At 61.9% G+C, this 19,411-nt stretch carries 19 protein-coding genes; 11 read left to right on the forward strand and 8 right to left on the reverse strand.

From position 1 onward, the window contains the following. Positions 1-2: 2 nt before the first annotated feature. Positions 3-500, reverse strand: coding sequence for a DUF6231 family protein (locus tag IHQ43_RS06470; RefSeq protein WP_011332778.1), 498 nt, complete (start codon positions 498-500; stop codon positions 3-5). Between the two features lie 199 nt (positions 501-699). On the opposite strand from IHQ43_RS06470, the gene IHQ43_RS06475 reads away from it, so the two are divergent. From IHQ43_RS06475 to IHQ43_RS06490, 4 genes are all read left to right on the forward strand, one after another. Further along, positions 700-1,395: a PA1041 family peptidoglycan-binding anchor lipoprotein gene (locus IHQ43_RS06475; protein WP_011332779.1), complete on the forward strand. Its 696-nt coding sequence runs from the start codon at positions 700-702 to the stop codon at positions 1,393-1,395. Positions 1,396-1,484: 89 nt separating this feature from the next. After that, complete coding sequence (locus IHQ43_RS06480; RefSeq protein ID WP_007952001.1) at positions 1,485-2,207, forward strand: PA1041 family peptidoglycan-binding anchor lipoprotein; 723 nt, start codon at positions 1,485-1,487, stop codon at positions 2,205-2,207. Between the two features lie 162 nt (positions 2,208-2,369). Beyond that, the gene (locus tag IHQ43_RS06485; RefSeq protein WP_039771353.1) at positions 2,370-2,648 is read left to right on the forward strand and encodes a DUF1145 domain-containing protein; all 279 of its coding nucleotides are present in this window, start codon (positions 2,370-2,372) and stop codon (positions 2,646-2,648) included. Beyond that, positions 2,641-3,399 carry a collagen-like protein gene (locus IHQ43_RS06490; RefSeq protein ID WP_192563772.1) on the forward strand — a complete coding sequence of 253 codons (759 nt, stop codon included), beginning with the start codon at positions 2,641-2,643 and terminating at the stop codon, positions 3,397-3,399. The genes IHQ43_RS06485 and IHQ43_RS06490 overlap by 8 nt, the downstream gene beginning before the upstream one ends. A gap of 57 nt (positions 3,400-3,456) precedes the next feature. Here IHQ43_RS06490 and IHQ43_RS06495 read toward each other — a convergent pair whose 3' ends face one another. After that, positions 3,457-3,921 (reverse strand): CopD family protein, encoded by a 465-nt coding sequence (locus tag IHQ43_RS06495; RefSeq protein ID WP_192563773.1) that lies wholly within the window; start codon positions 3,919-3,921, stop codon positions 3,457-3,459. A 99-nt stretch (positions 3,922-4,020) separates the two neighbouring features. On the opposite strand from IHQ43_RS06495, the gene dinG reads away from it, so the two are divergent. The 5 genes from dinG to pdxH all read left to right on the forward strand — a co-directional run bounded on the left by dinG (position 4,021) and on the right by pdxH (position 11,882). Continuing rightward, positions 4,021-6,165, forward strand: a complete 2,145-nt coding sequence (gene dinG / locus IHQ43_RS06500; protein WP_085605353.1) for an ATP-dependent DNA helicase DinG — start codon at positions 4,021-4,023, stop codon at positions 6,163-6,165. A 95-nt stretch (positions 6,166-6,260) separates the two neighbouring features. Beyond that, positions 6,261-8,741, forward strand: coding sequence for a beta-galactosidase (locus IHQ43_RS06505; protein ID WP_192563774.1), 2,481 nt, complete (start codon positions 6,261-6,263; stop codon positions 8,739-8,741). A gap of 106 nt (positions 8,742-8,847) precedes the next feature. Beyond that, positions 8,848-9,993 carry a serine hydrolase domain-containing protein gene (locus IHQ43_RS06510; protein ID WP_192563775.1) on the forward strand — a complete coding sequence of 382 codons (1,146 nt, stop codon included), beginning with the start codon at positions 8,848-8,850 and terminating at the stop codon, positions 9,991-9,993. Positions 9,994-10,106: 113 nt separating this feature from the next. Further along, on the forward strand, positions 10,107-11,210 hold the full coding sequence (locus IHQ43_RS06515) for an OmpA family protein (protein WP_192563776.1): 1,104 nt from the start codon (positions 10,107-10,109) through the stop codon (positions 11,208-11,210). Positions 11,211-11,234: 24 nt separating this feature from the next. After that, a complete protein-coding gene (gene pdxH, locus IHQ43_RS06520; RefSeq protein ID WP_192563777.1) occupies positions 11,235-11,882 on the forward strand; it encodes a pyridoxamine 5'-phosphate oxidase in 648 nt (215 codons plus the stop codon). A gap of 5 nt (positions 11,883-11,887) precedes the next feature. Here the strand turns inward: pdxH and IHQ43_RS06525 are convergent, their stop codons facing one another. Further along, a complete protein-coding gene (locus IHQ43_RS06525; RefSeq protein ID WP_192563778.1) occupies positions 11,888-12,124 on the reverse strand; it encodes a hypothetical protein in 237 nt (78 codons plus the stop codon). A 166-nt stretch (positions 12,125-12,290) separates the two neighbouring features. Between IHQ43_RS06525 and IHQ43_RS06530 the strand changes: the two genes are divergently transcribed. Then, positions 12,291-12,755 (forward strand): outer membrane lipoprotein, encoded by a 465-nt coding sequence (locus IHQ43_RS06530; RefSeq protein ID WP_024776354.1) that lies wholly within the window; start codon positions 12,291-12,293, stop codon positions 12,753-12,755. An 83-nt stretch (positions 12,756-12,838) separates the two neighbouring features. On the opposite strand, the gene IHQ43_RS06535 is transcribed toward IHQ43_RS06530, so the two are convergent. From IHQ43_RS06535 to nhaA, 3 genes are all read right to left on the reverse strand, one after another. After that, entirely contained in the window at positions 12,839-13,072 is a 234-nt protein-coding gene (locus IHQ43_RS06535; protein WP_192563779.1) for a DUF7683 domain-containing protein, read from the reverse strand. Further along, on the reverse strand, positions 13,069-14,253 hold the full coding sequence (locus IHQ43_RS06540) for a colicin E3/pyocin S6 family cytotoxin (RefSeq protein WP_192563780.1): 1,185 nt from the start codon (positions 14,251-14,253) through the stop codon (positions 13,069-13,071). The genes IHQ43_RS06535 and IHQ43_RS06540 overlap by 4 nt, the downstream gene beginning before the upstream one ends. A gap of 132 nt (positions 14,254-14,385) precedes the next feature. Further along, complete coding sequence (nhaA, locus tag IHQ43_RS06545; RefSeq protein WP_192563781.1) at positions 14,386-15,573, reverse strand: Na+/H+ antiporter NhaA; 1,188 nt, start codon at positions 15,571-15,573, stop codon at positions 14,386-14,388. Between the two features lie 246 nt (positions 15,574-15,819). Between nhaA and IHQ43_RS06550 the strand changes: the two genes are divergently transcribed. Continuing rightward, the gene (locus IHQ43_RS06550; protein ID WP_039771378.1) at positions 15,820-16,914 is read left to right on the forward strand and encodes a PLP-dependent cysteine synthase family protein; all 1,095 of its coding nucleotides are present in this window, start codon (positions 15,820-15,822) and stop codon (positions 16,912-16,914) included. Positions 16,915-17,048: 134 nt separating this feature from the next. Here the strand turns inward: IHQ43_RS06550 and IHQ43_RS06555 are convergent, their stop codons facing one another. Then, on the reverse strand, positions 17,049-18,662 hold the full coding sequence (locus IHQ43_RS06555) for an NAD(P)/FAD-dependent oxidoreductase (protein WP_192563782.1): 1,614 nt from the start codon (positions 18,660-18,662) through the stop codon (positions 17,049-17,051). Between the two features lie 95 nt (positions 18,663-18,757). Beyond that, positions 18,758-19,411: a COG3650 family protein gene (locus tag IHQ43_RS06560; RefSeq protein WP_085748187.1), complete on the reverse strand. Its 654-nt coding sequence runs from the start codon at positions 19,409-19,411 to the stop codon at positions 18,758-18,760.

The following is a 19,411-nucleotide window of genomic DNA, read 5'->3' on the forward strand; positions in this document are numbered from 1 at the left end:
CATTACCACCAGTATTTCCCGAAGTTTTCCGGATTGGCCCAGAACCGCGAGTTGAGCCAGTCGGGGACTTGTTTGTAGTCAAGCAGATCGTAGGTGAACAGGGTCAGCACCTGTTCATCCCGGGCGAAGCGTTCGCTGGCCTGAAGGGCCAGGGAATAAAAATCGGTTTCCTGCCAGCCGCTGGCCGGCAGATCCGCCAGCACAGCGATGCGGCTGGCGTTGAGGTTGCGGATCCCGCCCAACAGATTCAGGCCGTCGCGCTTGGGCAAGTGTTCCAGGCAATCGACCACCAGCGCCAGGTCGAAACGGCGGGCCGCCAGTTCTGCCGGCAATGCACCGGGCGCGGCGTGTGCGACGCAGGTGTCCGGGTGCGCTTCCTTAAAGGCAGCCAGCGCCGGGAACTCGCTGGCGCCGATCAGCAGCAGACGTGCCGGGGCGTAGCGGTCGAGCAGGGCGGCCAATGCCTGCTGCGGCGTGCGGGAAGAAATGGCGACGTTCATCGAAGCTCCTCAATCAGAGCGCCAAGACTAGCCTGCCCGGACGCCAAGGCCTAGATCTCTGTTCTGCGGGTTTGCGGCAAATTCGTCGAAGTCCCGTGAACAGGCGCACAAACAGCAATGGCCTATTGCTGGCGGAGATTAAAACTCCGGTCTTTACTCCCTGAATCGGTTCTAAGCCGATCCCTCAGGAGAAAACTAGATGAGCATAGTTCGGACAGCATTACCCTTGGTTCTGCTAACCAGTGTGTTGACTGGTTGTGCAGGTTTGCAGAAAACCGACTGGCCGACCTGTGCGGCAGTCGGCGGTGTCGTCGGTGCGGGCCTCGGTGCGACCGAAAGCTCCGCATGGGCGGGGTATGGCGCGTTACTTGTCGGCGGTACGGCAGCGGCCTATTGCTGGGTTCACGGTGATGGCGATGAAGACGGCGATGGTGTGCCGGACAGTCGCGACAAGTGCCCGGGCACGCCTAAAGGCGTACAGGTCGATGCTGACGGCTGCCCTCCACCAGCCCCTGCGCCAGTGGTCGAAGAAGCTGTAGTGGTCAAGGAAGAAACCATTGTCATCCGCGATGTTCACTTCCAGTTCGACAAAGCCACGCTGACCCCGGCCGACAAACTGGTCCTGGATAAAGTCGCTTCGCGCCTGAAACAGGAATCCAGCACGGCACAACTGACCGTGACCGGCCACACCGACAGCGTCGGCAGCGATGCCTACAACCAGAAACTGTCGGATCGCCGCGCGCACTCGGTGGTCAAGTACCTGGTTGAGAGCGGCGTACCGCAAAGCAGCTTCGTGTCGGTGACCGGTGCCGGTGAAAGCCAGCCGGTGGCAGACAACAAAACTGCGGACGGTCGCGCGCTGAACCGTCGTACCGAAATCAAAATCAACCGCTAGCCCCCTCGCATCCGCGGCTTGTGCAGTCGCGGATGCGGGTCTTTACTCCTGTGTAACCGGTATGGGCCGGTGACACAGGAGCTTTAACGATGAGTGTTCTTACAAGGTCCGTCTTGCCGGTTCTGCTGCTGGGCAGCCTGTTGACCGGTTGCGCCACCCACAGCGATGGCACCGCTCCCCTCAATCAACGTACCTGGCCGATCTGCAGCCTTATTGGCGGACTGGTCGGCGGCGGTCTCGGCGCGCTCGAAAGTGGCGGCTGGGCCGGCGGTGGCGCTGCGCTGGGGATCCTCACCGGCGGATTGATCTGCTATGCCCAGGATGGCGATGAAGACGACGACGGCGTGTTCGATCGCCGCGACCGTTGCCCCGATACCCCGGCCAATACCCCGGTCGACCACCGTGGCTGTCCGTTGCCGCAATACCCGGTCACCGAGAAACCCGCCGAACCGGCCCCGCAAACCGAAGTCATCACCCTCAACGATGCCGGCAACGTGCTGTTCGACTTCGACAAGTCCGATTTGAAACCGGCCGCAAAAAGTCAGCTGGACACGTTGATGGACAAACTGCGCAATGCCGACGTGGTGAGCATCAAGGTCATTGGCCACACCGACAGCAAGGGTTCGGACGCCTACAACCAGGCGCTTTCGGAACGTCGCGCCAGCAGCGTGGCGGAGTATTTGCTGAGTCAGGGCCTGGCGCCGAACAAACTCACCAGTGAAGGGCGCGGCGAAAGTGAACCGGTCGCCGATAACAATACGGACGAAGGGCGTGCGCAGAACCGTCGGGTGGAACTGCACATCAATCGTTAGGATGCGTCTGTAGTCCGCAGGCTAGAGCTGTCGGTCGATGAACGTCGTCGAACCGGCAGCCGTCCGGCGGCGGTCCGGTTTTTTTCATTTTCCCCTCTGGCTTATCCCCTGCAGAAGCCGTTACTGTGCGCCCAAAGAATAATTCGCAACACGGGGGAGCGTATGAAGGTGTTCTGTGGGCTGGGGCGATTGTTGACCCTGCTGTTCTGCTGCGTGGTGCTGGCCAATCAGCTGGTGCCGTTTGTTCATCCGCTGCACCTGCTGGTCAATCTGGCCGGCGGTCTGCTGCTGGCGATCCATGTGCTCGAAGTGCTGCTGTGCAACCGCAGCCTCAAGGGCCGTCCGCACCCGTGGCGCGATCGTGGCCGCATCCTGTTGTTCGGCGTTTTCCACCTGCAAACCATCCCGGCCCCGGCCGCTCCGGAGGCTTCCCATGCGTAAACTCTGCGTGCTCGCTGCATTCATCAGTCCCCTGGCCTGCGCCCAGGTGGTCAGCGTCGAAACCAATTCCCTGATGCGTCTGCCGAACACCGCCAGCACTTTGCAGCTGGAAAAACTGGTGGTCGCCGATTACGGCACTTTGCTGATTCCTTCGAACGTGACCGAGCTGAGTGTCGGCGAATTGCAGCTGGGCCACGAAGCGCGCATCGCCATCGTGCCGAGCGAGCAGGCGCTGGATATGAAAGTCATCCGCGCCCAACTTGCCGAAGGTAGCCAGATCACTGCCCGTGGTGCACCGGGGACGTACGAAAAAGCCGCCCGCGCCGGGCGCAATCTGAACCTGCAATTCAAGGTGTTGAATGCGCCGAAACTGGTGGTCGATGCCCGTGGCGGCACGGGGGCGCCGGGGTTTGTCGGTCTTGATGGAGCTAACGGTCAGGAACCGGGCTGCACCTGGGGTCAGGCGGGACACGGTTTTGATGGCAGCAACGGCAGCGATGGTCAGCCGGGCGCACCGGGTGCGCTGGTACGTCTTGAAGTGCCGCGCGAGTTTCCGGCCGAGCTGATCAAGGTTGAAGTCGCCGGCGGTGCCGGTGGCCCGGCCGGTCCTGGCGGCAAGCCGGGGGCGGGTGGCAAGTCCAAGGGTTGCCTGGTCTATCGCGCCGATGGTGGCAAGAGCGGCAAGCCGGGGGCCGACGGGCAGCCCGGGCCTGCGGGTGCGGCGGGGGCTGTCACCGTACAGCGCCTGTAACCGATTGTTTGATCGTTCCCACGCAGAGCGTGGGAACGATCAGGTAAATCGCGCTTGTCAGAACGAGGGGCGCGCAGCAGCCACCGCCACCAGCACTACCCCGACCAGCAGATTGAACCCCACCACCTTGCGAATCCGCCCCAGTACCGCGGCACCCGCCGGCCAGTCTTTCGCCTGCACCGCCGTGCGCAATTCGGGCAGCATCAATGCCTGAATCCGGATGAACAGCGCGGCCATCACCACATACAAGCCCATCATCACCTGCACATAACGCGGCGCGTTATCGAAAGCGATATGTTGCAGATGCAGCATGCCCACCCCGGTGACCGGCAGCAGAATCACCGCCCCCCACACCCAACGAAAAAAACCTTGAAACACTTCTACCCAGAGCGTCAGGCGGCCGGGACCGTCCAGTGCCTTCATCGCCGCAGGGCGCAGCACCATCCAGGCGAAAAACATACCGCCGACCCACACCAGCGCGGCCAGTACATGGATGGGGTAAACGAGGCTAAAAGGTGTCATTGGGGTACTCCGATCTGCGCAGGATTGATTCGCGGGGTATGATAGCCCCCCATCCGAACCACTGAAAATTTATCCAGCGTTTTTTGCGCCCGACACTCAATGATCAGCACTGAACTCAAAACCACGATCCAGGGCGCCTATTCGCGTTTTCTAGAGGCCAAGAGCCTCAAGCCGCGTTACGGCCAGCGTCTGATGATCGCTGAAGTCGCCAAGGTCCTCGGGGATATCGACACCGACGACGAAGGCCGGCGCAGTGGCGACCCCGCGATTGTCGCGGTGGAAGCCGGCACCGGTACCGGCAAGACCGTGGCCTACAGCCTGGCGGCGATCCCGACGGCCAAACTGGCCGGCAAACGTCTGGTGATCGCCACCGCGACGGTCGCCCTGCAAGAGCAGATCGTCTACAAGGACTTGCCCGACCTGATGCGCAACAGCGGGCTGAACTTCAGCTTCGCGCTGGCCAAGGGCCGTGGGCGCTACATGTGCCTGTCCAAGCTCGACATGCTGTTGCAGGAAGGTCACGCGCAGACCGCCACTGCCCAGTTGTTCGAAGAAGAAGGCTTCAAGATCGAGGTTGATGAGGCCAGCCAGAAGCTGTTCACCAGCATGATCGAGAAGCTCGCCGGCAATAAATGGGACGGCGACCGCGACAGCTGGCCCAACGCGCTGGAAGATGCCGACTGGGCGCGCCTGACCACCGATCACAGCCAATGCACCAACCGTCATTGCCCGAACTTCGGCCAGTGCGCCTTCTACAAGGCCCGCGAAGGCATGGGCAAGGTCGACGTGATCGTCACCAACCACGACATGGTGCTGGCCGACCTGGCACTGGGCGGCGGGGCGGTTCTGCCGGATCCGCGCGACACCATTTATGTGTTCGACGAAGGCCACCACCTGCCGGACAAGGCCATCGGCCACTTCGCCCATTACACGCGCCTGCGTTCCACCGCCGACTGGCTGGAAACCACCGCCAAGAACCTCACTAAACTGCTGGCCCAGCACCCGCTCCCGGGTGACCTCGGCAAGCTGATCGAGCAGGTGCCGGAGCTGGCGCGGGAGATCAAGACCCAGCAGCAGTTCATGTTCACCGCTTGCGAACAGATCGCCGATTTCAAACCCGGTGAAGACGTCGAAGGCCGCGAGCGTCCGCGTCATCGCTTCATCGGTGGGGTGATTCCCGAGCACATGCGCGAGATGGGCATCGAGCTGAAAAAAGGCTTCTCCCGCCTCAACGACCTGTTCACCCGCCTGACCGATTTGCTCAAGGAAGGCATGGATGGCGAGGTCAACATCGGCATCGCCAGCAATCAGGCCGAAGAATGGTATCCACTGTTCGGCAGCCTGTTGTCCCGCGCCTCCGGCAACTGGGAGCTGTGGACCGCATTCACCGCCGAAGACCCGGAAGACAACCCGCCGATGGCCCGCTGGCTGACCCTGGCGGAAAGCGGTTCGCTGTTCGACATCGAGGTCAACGCCAGCCCGATCCTCGCCGCCGAAACCCTGCGCCGCAGCTTGTGGAACGTGGCCTACGGCTGTCTGGTGACTTCGGCGACGTTGACCGCACTCGGTACGTTCGACCGTTTCCGCATGCGCGCCGGCCTGCCGAAAAAAGCCGTCACTGCCGTGGTGCCGAGCCCGTTCCATCATGCCGATGCCGGTGTGTTGCGGGTGCCGGACCTGAAGGCCGACCCACGGGATGCCGCCGCCCACACCGCCGCGATCATCCGTGATCTGCCGGAACTGGTCGAAGGCTCGCGCGGCAGTCTGGTGCTGTTCTCGTCGCGCAAACAGATGCAGGACGTGTTCGACGGCCTCGACCGCGACTGGCGCAAGCAAGTGTTCATTCAAGGCAACCTGTCGAAACAGGAAACCCTGAACAAGCACAAGGCGCGGGTCGATGGCGGCGATTCCAGCGTGCTGTTCGGCCTCGCCAGTTTTGCCGAAGGCGTGGACTTGCCGGGCGCCTACTGCGAGCACGTAGTGATCGCCAAGATCCCGTTCTCGGTGCCGGACGATCCGGTCGAAGCTGCACTGTCGGAATGGATCGAAGCCCGGGGCGGCAATCCGTTCATGGAAATCTCGGTGCCCGATGCCTCGCTGAAGCTGGTCCAGGCCTGCGGCCGACTGCTGCGCACCGAAGAAGACCGCGGCACCATCACCTTGCTGGATCGGCGGCTGGTCACCCAGCGCTACGGCAAGGCGATCCTCAATGCGTTGCCTCCTTTCCGTCGTGAAATATCCTGAGACATCGGTGGGCAGTTTTGCCCGCCGCGCTGTCTATCTCTCTGCTATCGCTTTTCCATTGGCCCTCGTGGGTCGTTAGGGAGAAATCCGTTCTCATGATTCGTCGTTCGTTGCCTGCCTTTTTTGCCCTGGTTTTCGCTGGCCCCTTGCTGGCGGCACCTGCCGGCCAGCAGACCCTGTTCAACTTTGTCCGCCCCGCCGACGTGGTGAAGGTCGCGACCGAAAACGCCGACCTGCCGCAAGCCAACGCCGAGCAGACCCCAGAAGGCGAAGTGCTGCGCCGGGTGACGTTCAATCCGACGACCCGCCCGACCTTGCGTCTGTCCCCGCAGACGGGTGCCTGGGACTGGTCGCAGTCCGGCATGATGAGCCTGCGCATCCAGAGTGCGATGAACTGGGCGGTGACCGTCTACGTACAAATCCAGAGCAACGACGGCAAGACCCTGGTCAGCCGCGTCGATTTGCCGGCCGGCCCGGCGCAGACCTTGCTGGTGCCATTGACCGCGACCTCGCCTCTGAGCCAGGGCATGAAGGCCGGGCCGGTGATGCCGATGACGATCGACGGCCAGCGCATCCTGCTGGCGAGCAGCAGCGGTGAGCTGGATCGCAGCCAGGTGGTGTCGGTCAGCCTGTCGATGGACCAGCCGAAAGCCGCGCAAAGTCTGTTGCTTGAGCGTTTTGGCGTGCAGGACGAAGGCGAGGTGATCAAATCCGCCTACGGCAATCTGGTGGATGCCTATGGCCAGTCGACCCGCGGCAAATGGCCGGAGAAGGTCGCCAATGACGAACAACTGAAATCCGCTGCCGCCAAAGAACAGCAACAACTGAACACCTGGTTGGCCGAGCGCGAAAAGTCGTCGCTGGACAAGTTCGGTGGCTGGAGCAAAGGCCCGGCGTTCAAGGCCAGCGGTTTCTTCCGCACCGAAAAACGTGACGGCCGCTGGTATCTGGTGACACCCGAGGGCCATCCTTTTTATTCCTTGGGCGTGAACACCGTCAGCCCGGAGGTCAACCAGACCTACGTGGCCGGTCGCGAATACATGTTCGAATCCCTGCCAAAGCCTGAAGAGCCGCTGGCCAGCCACTTCGGCGAAGGTGACAACCGTGGCGGCAACGGTGTCGATCAGGGCCGTGGTTACAATTTCGGGCGCTGGTACGACTTTTACGGCGCCAACCTTCAACGTCTGTATGGCGAGCCGTGCACCCCGGACAGCGGCAACAAGGCCGGGGTCGCCGAAGCCGCCAAGGCCGGGGCCGCAGAAGAAGCCGCGACCAACGCCAGTGCACCGGTAGCTGCCTCCGAACAGCCGAAAGCCGGCGTTGCCGAGTCGGCAGCCACCAGCGGGCAAAGCGTTGCGACGCCATGCAAAAACACGGTCGACCAGCAAAAGTGGGCCAGCCACACCCTTGATCGTCTGCAAGCCTGGGGCTTCAACACGGTCGGTAACTGGAGCGCGCCTGTCCTCGGTGACGCCGAGCGCATGCCGTACACCTTGCCGTTGTCGATCGTCGGCGATTACACCAGCATCAGCACCGGCACCGACTGGTGGGGCGGCATGCCTGACCCGTTCGATCCACGTTTCGCCATGGCCACCGAACGCGCCGTGGCGATTGCTGCCCGCGATCATCGCGATGATCCGTGGCTGATCGGCTACTTCGCCGACAACGAGCTGGCCTGGGCCGGCCCCGGTGATGATCCGAAATCCCGTTACGCGCTGGCCTACGGCACCTTGAAAATGACCACCGACGTTCCGGCCAAACGTGCGTTCCTCAAGCAGTTGCGCGACAAGTACCGCAATCAGGCGGGACTGTCGAAGGCCTGGGGGATCGATCTGCCGGCGTGGGAATTGATGGAGGATCCTGGGTTCGAGGCCCCGCTGCCGAATCCGGAGCATCCGGAAATCGAGGCTGACTTCAAATATTTCCAGAAGGTCTTCGCCGACACCTACTTCAAGACCATTTCCGACTCGCTGAAATGGCACGCGCCGAACCAGTTGCTGCTCGGCGGCCGTTTCGCCACCAGCACCCCGGAAGCCGTGGCGTCCTGCGCCCAGTATTGCGACGTGCTGAGCTTCAACATGTACACCCTGCAACCGCAGGACGGTTATGACTTCGCCGCGTTGCGCAACCTCGACAAACCGGTGCTGATCACCGAATTCAACTTCGGCTCCACCGACCGTGGCCCGTTCTGGGGCGGCGTGACCACGTTGAGCAAGGAAGAAGACCGCGGCCCGGCCTACGCCAATTTTCTTAAACAAGCGCTGAGCGAGCCGTCGATTGTCGGCGTGCACTGGTTCCAGTATCTGGATCAACCGGTGACCGGTCGCTTGCTCGATGGCGAGAATGGTCACTTCGGCCTGGTCGGTGTCACCGATCTGCCATTCCAGGGTTTTGTCGAGACTGTGCGCAAGAGCAATCTGGCGACCGTCGATCAGTTGAACAAAGAGGCGCAGAAAGCGGCCGCCGCAGCCGACAAGGCCGGCCACGAAGCCGAAGGCGGCCGCAAGGCAGACGCCGGCAAAGGCCCGGGGCAGGGGGCTGGCCATACCGGCGGGCATTCGGGCAACGGTCACTGATCGTTACGAAAGCTGAAGACCGCCCGGCCCGCAGCGGTTCCCAAAACCCTCACGGGCTGGAACAATGCGGGCCACTTTGTAGAGCGTTTTCGCGGGGGAGTTGCGGGTGCAGATTCAGGGACATTACGAGCTTCAATTCGAAGCGGTGCGCGAAGCCTTTGCCGCACTGTTCGACGATCCCCAGGAACGCGGCGCCGCGTTGTGCATCCGGGTCGGCGGCGAAACCGTCCTCGACCTCTGGTCCGGTACCGCCGACAAGGACGGCGCCGAGGCCTGGCACAGCGACACCATCGCCAACCTGTTCTCCTGCACCAAGACCTTCACCGCCGTCACCGCGCTGCAACTGGTCGCCGAAGGCAAGTTGCAGCTCGATGCGCCGGTCGCCCGTTACTGGCCGGAGTTCGCCGCCGCCGGCAAGGAATCCGTCACCCTGCGCCAACTGCTTTGCCATCAGGCCGGCCTGCCGGCCCTGCGCGAGTTGCTGGCGCCTGAAGCCCTGTACGACTGGCAAACCATGGTCGACGCCCTCGCGGCCGAAGCCCCGTGGTGGACGCCGGGCACTGGTCACGGCTATGCCGCGATCACCTACGGCTGGCTGATCGGTGAGTTGCTGCGGCGCGCCGACGGTCGCGGGCCGGGGGAATCGATTGTGGCGCGGGTCGCCAAACCGCTGGGGCTGGATTTCCATGTCGGTCTGGCCGACGAAGAATTCCATCGCGTGGCGCACATCGCCCGGGGCAAGGGCAACACCGGCGACGCCGCCGCCCAACGCCTGTTGCAGGTGACCATGCGCGAGCCGACGGCCATGACCACCCGGGCCTTCACCAATCCGCCGTCGGTGCTCACCAGCACCAACAAACCGGAATGGCGCCGGATGCAGCAACCGGCGGCCAACGGCCACGGCAATGCGCGCAGTCTGGCCGGGTTCTACGCCGGTCTGCTCGACGGCAGCCTGCTGGAAAGCGAAATGCTCGACGAACTGACCCGCGAGCACAGCCTCGGCGAGGACAAGACCTTGCTGACCCGCACTCGTTTCGGTCTCGGTTGCATGCTCGATCAACCCGACGTGTCGAACGCTACTTACGGCCTCGGCCCGCGTGCATTCGGCCATCCGGGTGCAGGTGGTTCCATCGGTTTTGCTGATCCGGAGCACGATGTTGCCTTCGGATTTGTGACAAATACCCTGGGGCCATACGTCTTGATGGATCCGCGCGCGCAGAAGCTGGCGCGGGTACTTGCCACTTGTCTGTAAAGCGTGGCCCGAGGTTCCAGGGCCGGAACCTCATGGCGTTTTTCGTTTCAAAGCGTCTGTTTATCCGGGCGAAAGTCCTCTGATTGTTCACTACTTCTTTTTGTGGGTTTCCAATGTCGTCCAAACAAACTCTCGCCCTGGCCCTGTGTTTCGCAATCACCGGTTGTGCACAGACTCCGAAGAACGACGCCGATGGCGGCAGCTGGTGGCCGTTCGGTTCTTCCGACAAAGTCGCAGCCAAGGAACCGGCTCCGGCGCCAGCCCCATTGAAACCGGCGGCCACCGCGCCTGTGGCCAAGGCTGAGAGCAGCAGTCCGTGGTATTGGCCGTTTGGCTCCGATGACTCGGCGGCCAAGCCTGAAGTGAAAGCTGAAGCCAAACCCGAAGCCAAGCCGGTCGAAGTCGCCAAGGCTGAAGCCGACAAGGGCGGCAAATGGTGGTGGCCGTTTGGCGGCAAGGAACAGGACACGGCCAAAGTCGTGCCGATGCCCGATCCGAAAGTGACTCAGGCCTGGCTGGATGACTACGAACCACGTCTGCGCGAAGCAGTAAAGGACAGCAATCTGCAACTCGAACGCCGTGAAAACGTGCTGGTCGTGACGGCGCCGGTGGAAGGCTCGTTCAACCCGGATCGCCCGGCGATGCTGCTGCCGGTGACCCTCGGCCCGTTCACCCGCGTGGCGAAAATCCTCGAAGCCGATCCGAAAACCGCCGTACTGGTGCTCGGTCACAGTGACACTACCGGTGCCGCTCCGGCCAACGTCAAGCTGAGCCAGGAACGCGCCCAGGCCGTGGCGGCGATCTTTCGTCTCAGCGGCCTGCAGCGTGATCGCCTGATGCTGCGCGGCATGGGTTCCGAAGCGCCGCGTGCCGCCAACGACAGCGTTGAAGGCCGTGCCCTGAACCGCCGTGTCGAATTGCTGGTGACCCCGCAGAACACCATGGTTGCGCTGCTGAGCAAGTACAACATGCCTGCACCCAAGCCCGTGACCATGGTCGCAGCCCAGGACGTCAAGCCAGCTGCCAAACCGGTGACCCCGGCGCCAGCTGCGAAGAAAGCCGCTGTACCGGCCACCAAAAAGGCTCCGGCCAAGAAAACTGCTGCCAAGGCTCCAGCGAAAAAGGCCCCGGCCAAGGCTCCGGCGAAAAAGACCGCGCCGGCCAAAGCCGCTGCAACCGACAAGAAAGTCGCGGCGACCGATACCACCAAAAAGTGATCCGCTAACGAAAAGGAATGCGCCGTGACCCAGTCTCTGGCAGATATGCGTCGTGATTACACCCGGGACGGACTGACCGAGGCGCAAGCCCCGGCCGAGCCCTTTGCGCTGTTTCGCCAGTGGTTTGCCGAAGCGGTGAAAACCGAACAGGCGCCAGTGGAAGCCAATGCCATGACCTTGGCCACGGTGGATGCAGCCGGTCGTCCGCATTGCCGCATTCTGTTGCTCAAGGGGCTGGACGAGCAGGGCTTCACCTTCTTCACCAACTACGAAAGCGCCAAGGGCCAGCATCTGGCGGTGAACCCGTTCGCGGCCATGACGTTCTTCTGGCCGACCCTGGAGCGCCAGGTGCGAATCGAAGGACGGGTGGTGAAGGTCTCGCCTGAAGAGTCCGACGCTTACTATCAGGTGCGACCGCTGGGCAGCCGACTCGGCGCTTGGGCATCACCGCAAAGCCGCGTGATCAACGGCCGGGGTGAACTGGAAGATTTGCTCAAGGCCACGGAACAGCGCTTCACCGACACCCAGCCCGACTGCCCGGAGCACTGGGGTGGCTACCGCTTGCTCCCTGAACGCATCGAATTCTGGCAGGGCCGCGCAAGCCGTCTGCACGATCGCCTCAACTACCGTGTGCAGGGCGCGGACTGGATTCTTGAACGTCTGGCACCGTAAGCAGTCTACCGAGCGGGATAGCCTGCCGCAGCGGCCTCGAGCCACTTCGGCAGGTCCCGGCGCTTGATCTTCTGCGCCTGAGCCTGCTTCAGCCGTTCGAGCATGAAGGCGCGTTTGCCTTCATCCTTGCCGGCCAGTGACAAGGCCAGGTCGCGATCCATCCAGCGTTTGATCCGCACATACAGCCACCAGTGTAAGTACAGGCCGGCGGCGGTGGTGACGACAATGATGAAGTAATCCATGGAAATCCTTGGGTCGGCGGCGCAGGAAACGGATTTTGGCGCTACTGTTGGGTGAGTTCGCGGGTGCCTGTACCGGGCCTGAATGAAAGCAACTTTATCCGGGCGACGCCGTGACAGGCGTCAAGCTGCGGAGTTTAATGAATACCTGTCCTTTGGAGTTGATGCTATGCGTAAGTCTGTTCTGCTGGTTGCTTCCTTTTCCACGATGGCGATGTTGCTGACCGGCTGCCAGTCGAGCCTGACCGGTGACTCCTACTCCCGTGACGAAGCGCGTCGCGTGCAGACGATTCGCATGGGCACCATCGAATCCCTGCGTCCGGTGAAAATCGAAGGCACCAAAACCCCGATCGGTGGTGCTGCCGGTGCAGTGGTTGGCGGTGTCGGCGGCAGCGCCATCGGCGGCGGCCGTGGCAGCATCGTTGCAGCCGTTATCGGTGCCGTGGCCGGCGGCCTGATCGGTTCGGCCACTGAAGAAGGCCTGACCCGTACTCAAGGTGTCGAAATCACCGTGCGCGAAGACGACGGCAGCATGCGCGCCTACGTGCAGCAGGTTCAGGAGAATGAAGTGTTCCGCGTAGGTGAGCGGGTTCGGATTTCGACTGTTGGCGGAACCAGCCGCGTTTCGCACTAATCGCGAACGAGCGGTAAAACAAAACCCCGATCAGGTGACTGGTCGGGGTTTTGTTTTTAAAGACTGCATTGGCTCAGTACTGCTTAATAGGTGTTGCAGCTCAACTGAAAGAGATAGGCGGGATCATAAACCTTCTTTCCCAACAGTTTCTCCAAGGCTGCGAGCTGATCACTTGCCAGATCATAGCCTTCCCAACCTTGCTGTTCTGTTGTCCATCCCATAATGGCAGCGATCTTCTCATCGCATCCTTCAGGCAATTGTTCCTCAAATGCGAGCAACTCTGTTTTTTTATCAAAGGCTTCGATGACGTAATTCATGGTTCAACGTTCCTGGTTTTGTCTGCAGGTTTTGTCTGCTCGCCTGTTATCGGGTCATATTCGCCCAAGTGGCTCCCTCTTTTGTCATACATTTCAACCGTTCCATGTTGAGAGTCCCATTCGAATATCAGTCCTTTTGGAGTTTTCCATCTTTTCCTGAGAGAACCGCCACCTTTTACGGGAGTCTTTCGATTTGCTCTTTTTGCATCAGGGAATGCAGTTAACCCCTTCGGAGCCTCATAGTATTTGTGGTCAGTTGTACTCAGAACGATGTAAAGCGGCTTAACCCCAGACTCCGCCGGAAACACCAATATGAAATCCCGATACTCCGGCGGATAAACCGGATTAACCAGAATCCCGTCCGCCGCTTTCGTCGGCGGATACACCCAGATATGCGGCGCCTGCGGAGCAGCCTCTAGTGCCGGAATACCGAGGATATCGGAGCCGTCCACGGCAGGCGTCCAGACCAGCTCAACGCCTTCGCCAAGGTCTGCAACAAACCGGCTACCACGTGCAGCAAACTTCACGACATCAACCATCTCCCAATCGCGATTCTTGCCGGTGTAGAAGCCATAGCCCTTGAGGCTGCCATCGGCCTGCTGTTCAACGCGCAAGCGCACACGGGTTCGGGCCTGTTTGAGGGCGAGCAACTGGTCTTCGGTATAGAGCGCGCTGTCGCCCAGGTTCGAGGGCATGAACATCGCCACCAGCCCGAGCAACGGGCTGATGACGGCAGCAGAGGCCAGCGCGGGCAATGCCTTGAACGCCTCACCGGCAAGGGCGAAAGTGCCCAGCCCCGCGGGAATGGCAGTGCCGCTGATTTTCTTGAGCTCAACCCCACCGCTGTCACCGGCCTCACGGCCACCGAGCAAAATCAGCTCGCCGTAATCCTTCAGGCTGTCAGTCGGCACCATCCCCGAAGGATTCGAGTAATCGATGATCGCGTCCGGCAACTTGCAGGACTTGGCAAATACGCAGCCCGCGCGCACCGGCTCAGGCTTGTTCGCCGCCATCTCACGGCCGCGCTCGAAAGCATCCTGTCTCGCCAGCATGGCGTCGTACTTGTCTTGTCGTTCTTGCTGATCGGCCAGTTCGGTGGCCGTCATATAGCGGTAGGTAACGTGATGCCCGTCGCCTGCCGGTGGGTTGGGAACCCGGGGAATGTCCTTTTGACCCGCCACTGATTGTCCTTTCGTTCATGCATCGGCAGCCTCTCGCAAGAGGCTGCACGACGTTAACGAAGCAGGACAATCGTGGCTGTAGGACGCGTCTCTGAAGACGTGTGGATTGTTCGCTACGGCGATCCTGGAATATCAGGAAGGCAGCGCGGTGTTCTTTCTGCTCGCCGCCAACGTCACCGCATAACCGATCAATGCCGCAAACACCGAACCTGTGAGAATGCCCATCCGGTCCATCCCGGCGTATTCACTGGCGCCCGGCACGAAGGCGAGGGAGCCGACAAACAGGCTCATGGTGAAACCGATCCCGCAAAGGATCGCCACGCCCAGCACTTGACCCCAGTTGGCGCCTTGGGGCAGGGCGGCGATGCCGATTTTCACGGCGAGCCACGTAAGGCCGAACACGCCGATGGTTTTGCCCAGCAGCAGGCCGACGGCGATGCCCATCGGGACGTGGTGGGTGAAGCTTTCGGCGGTTACGCCGGTCAGCGACAGGCCGGCGTTGGCGAAGGCGAACAGCGGCAGGATGCCGTAGGCAACCCACGGATGCAGCGCGTGTTCCAGGGTCAGCAGCGGCGAAGGCTCGGCATTCCTGGTGCGCAGCGGGATGCAGAACGCCAGGGTCACGCCGGCCAGCGTCGCATGGACACCGCTCTTGAGTACGCAGACCCACAGAATCAGGCCGATGATCATGTACGGCCCGAGCTTGACCACGCCGAGCCGGTTCATCGCAACGAGCGCCGCGATGCACGCCGCGGCGAGGCCCAGCGACAGCGTCGAGAGTTCGCCGGAGTAGAAGATCGCAATGATCACGATGGCGCCAAGGTCATCAATGATCGCCAGGGTCATCAGAAACAGTTTCAACGAGACCGGCACCCGCTTGCCGAGCAAGGCCAGCACGCCGAGGGCGAAGGCAATGTCGGTGGCGGTCGGAATCGCCCAGCCGTCGAGGGCCGGCGGGTTGTCGCGATTGAGGAACCAGTAGATCAGCGCCGGCACCAGCATGCCACCGATAGCCGCCGCGCCGGGCAGGACGATCTGCGACGGTTTCGACAGCTGACCGTCGAGCACTTCGCGCTTCACTTCCAGGCCGATCAGCAGGAAGAACAGCGCCATCAGGCCGTCGTTGATCCACAGCAGCAGAGGCTTGGCGATTTTCAACGCGCCGATCTGCGCCACCACCGGGGTGTCGAGCAGGCCGCTGTACAACCACGACAGCGGCGAGTTGTTGATGATTAGAGCCAGGATGGCCGCGGCGATCAGTAACAGACCGCTGGCAGCTTCCAACTGAAAGAAACGCGTGAAAGTGCTACGCAGAGGCAAGGTCGCTCTCCATCGATAAAGTCAAAAGGTGGCACACCCTAACCCGTACCGTTAGTTGTTAAAACAAAAGTTATATTCTTTTTTGTTATATGTGGTTACAGAGCGTCAGGACGATGTGCAGCAGAGCCTAGCAGTTACCCAAGGGATTGAAGCTCAGCTGTATCTGTCGGTGCTGTAGGTTTTTTCCTAAGCTTGGGGGCTGAGCCTGTGAAGGCACTTCTGCCCGATTCAACGAGAACGACAGCCATGAGCGACAACCGACAGTGGGCCCGCGAAGCCATCCGGATCATCGAAGCGGACTTCCAGCGCAGCGCCGACACCCACCTGATCCCCTTGCCGCTGCCGGGTTTTCCGGGCATCGAGTTGTACTTCAAGGATGAGTCCAGCCACCCGACCGGCAGCCTCAAGCATCGGCTGGCCCGGTCGCTGTTTCTCTACGCGTTGTGTAACGGTTGGCTCAAACCCGGCGCGCCGGTGATCGAGGCGTCCAGCGGATCGACGGCGATTTCCGAAGCGTACTTCGCGCGGATGCTCGGCCTGCCGTTCATTGCGGTGATGCCGGCGACCACGTCCAAGGAAAAGATCGCGCAGATCGCCTTTTACGGTGGCCAGAGTCACCTGGTGGATGATCCGACGCAGATCTACGCCGAATCCGAACGCCTGGCCCGCGAGCACGACGGCCACTTCATCGACCAGTTCACCTACGCCGAGCGCGCCACCGACTGGCGGGCGAACAACAACATTGCCGAGTCGATCTTCCAGCAGATGCGTTACGAGCAGCACCCGTGCCCGGCCTGGCTGATTTCCAGCCCCGGCACCGGCGGCACCACGGCGACCCTCGGTCGATACGTGCGTTACCGCCAGCACTGCACCCGCGTGCTGTGCGCCGATGCCGAGCGTTCGGTGTTCTTCGACTTTTACCAGACCGGCGATGCCAGCCTGCGTCTGGATCACGGTTCGCGGATCGAAGGGATCGGCCGGCCACGGGTAGAAGCGTCGTTCCTGCCGAAGGTGATCGACGCGATGGTCAAGGTGCCGGATGCCTTGTCGCTGGCGGCCATGCATTACCTGGCGCAGCGTCTGGGCCGGCATGTGGGCGGGTCGAGCGGGACCAACCTGATCGGCGCGCTGATGGCGGCGCAGCAGATGAAAGCGGCGGGGGAGTCGGGTTCGATCGTGGCGATCCTGTGCGATGGCGGCGAGCGCTATGCGGATACGTATTACGATCAGGCGTGGCTCAAGGCGCAGGGCTATGAGCTGGAGGGATTGATGGCGGCTGTGGCAGCGAGTGCCGAGCGTGGCGAAGCACTGCCTACTTCAGTGTTACGCGCAAATATCTGAGTCACCGGTAACCAATGTGGGAGCTGGCTTGCCAGCGATAACGGAGTGTCAGTCAACATTAATTGTGAATCTGAGTCCGTCATCGCTGGCAAGCCAGCTCCCACAGGTTTTTGTATTGTTTCAGGTCGTGCAGATCAGTCTTTCAGGCCGAGGATGTCACGCGCCACCGCTTCAGCAATCCGAATCCCGTCAACACCCGCCGACAGAATCCCGCCCGCATAACCCGCGCCTTCACCGGCCGGGAACAGACCTTTGACGTTCATGCTCTGCAGCGTCTCGTTACGCGTGATACGCAGCGGTGATGACGTGCGGGTCTCGATCCCGGTCAGCACCGCATCGTGCAGCGAATAACCGCGAATCTGCTTCTCGAACGCCGGCAGTGCTTCGCGGATCGCGTCAATGGCGAAATCCGGCAAGGCCAGAGCCAGATCGCCCAACGCTACACCCGGTTTGTACGACGGTTCGACTTCGCCCAGTTCGGTCGAAGGAATGTCGTTGATGAAGTCGCCGACCAGTTGCGCCGGCGCCTTGTAGTCGCTTCCGCCGAGGATGAAGGCGTGAGACTCCAGACGTTCCTGCAACTCGATCCCGGCCAGCGGACCGCCCGGATAATCGACTTCCGGGGTGATGCCGACGACGATCCCGGAGTTGGCATTGCGCTCGTTACGCGAGTACTGGCTCATGCCGTTGGTGACCACGCGGTTCGGCTCGGAGGTCGCGGCGACCACGGTGCCGCCCGGGCACATGCAGAAGCTGTAGACCGAACGGCCGTTCTTGGCGTGGTGCACCAGTTTGTAGTCGGCGGCTCCCAACTTGGGGTGACCGGCGTACTTGCCGAGGCGTGCACGGTCGATCAGCGATTGCGGGTGCTCGATGCGGAAACCCACCGAGAACGGCTTGGCTTCCATGAAGACGCCACGGCTGTGCAGCATGCGGAAGGTGTCACGGGCACTGTGGCCGAGGGCCAGGACCACGTGTTTCGAATGCAGGGTTTCGCCGCTGGCCAGCTCGACGCCGACCAATTGGCCGTCTTCGATCAGCACGTCGGTGACGCGCTCCTGGAAGCGTACTTCACCGCCCAGTGCGCGGATCTCTTCACGCATGGTCTCGACCATGCCGGTCAGACGGAATGTACCGATGTGCGGCTTGCTGACGTAAAGAATTTCTTCCGGCGCGCCGGCCTTGACGAACTCGTGCAGCACCTTGCGGCCGAGGAATTTCGGGTCCTTGATCTGGCTGTACAGCTTGCCGTCGGAGAACGTGCCCGCGCCGCCTTCGCCGAACTGCACGTTGGACTCTGGGTTGAGCACGCTTTTGCGCCACAGGCCCCAGGTGTCCTTGGTGCGCTGGCGCACTTCGGTGCCGCGCTCGAGGATGATCGGCTTGAAGCCCATTTGCGCGAGCAACAGGCCGGCGAAGATCCCGCACGGACCGAAACCGACCACGATCGGGCGCTGGCTCAGGTCGCTCGGCGCCTGGCCGACGAATTTGTAGCTGACATCCGGCGCCACGTTGACGTTACGGTCGTCGGCGAACTTGCCCAGCACCTTGGCCTCGTCGCGTACTTCGAGGTCGATGGTGTAGATGAAGCACAGTTCGGAGGACTTTTTGCGCGCATCGTAGCTGCGCTTGAACAAGGTGAAATCGAGCAGGTCATCGCTGGCAATGCCCAGGCGTTGCACGATGGCAGCGCGCAGGTCTTCGTCGGGATGGTCGATCGGCAGCTTGAGTTCGGTGATTCGTAACATGACAGGATCCGGTTCGCGGGGCGCACAACTGCGCCAGGGCGTTTGAAGGCGGCGATTATAAGCCGCATCGGCCGGATCCCGTGAGGGTAAAACGATCAGTCGTTACGCGAACCGCCGAAATACCCGCAACCACGCTGCACCTTGCCGTCGATACGCAACTCGGCGCTCATGTGCTGCACGCTGCCGGTGCTGCTGTCGACGCAGCGCTGCGGCGCCACCCACAATTCGATGCGCTGGTTGTTGGCTTCGCTGCTGAGGTTGAAGCGGCCATCGCCCAGTTGTTCTTCGACGTAAGGCACGGCGAGCGGTGGCTGGCCTTCGCGGTCGATGACCAGGCCCTTGCCGCTGACTTTTACGTTCCATTCCGGGCCATGGCCGGCGGCGCGCAGGATCAGCTGTTTGAAGTTGGGGTCGTCACAGGCAGTACCGGAGCGTTCGACGCGGTAGAGCTGGGTCAGGTCGAGGCGGTCGCCGGCGATCTTTCCGCGCACGTCGGCGAACAGCTTGCCCTGTTGATCGGCCAGGGTGGCGGCCTCTTGCAGGACGCTGGTGCCGCCAATGTCATTGACCACGTACTGGCGCTGCTCGCCGCAGGCCTGGAACACCAGTTTGCCGTCGGCAGCGGTCAGTTGCCCCTGCATCCGCGTCTGGCCGACGTGGGAGGCACTTTCCCGGGCGCCATCGAACAACTGGCACGCGGCAAACAACGGGAGCAGGGCAACAACGATCAGGGAACGGGCAACACGCAT

The sequence above is a fragment of the Pseudomonas gozinkensis genome (genome assembly GCF_014863585.1).
Taxonomy (GTDB): domain Bacteria; phylum Pseudomonadota; class Gammaproteobacteria; order Pseudomonadales; family Pseudomonadaceae; genus Aquipseudomonas; species Aquipseudomonas gozinkensis.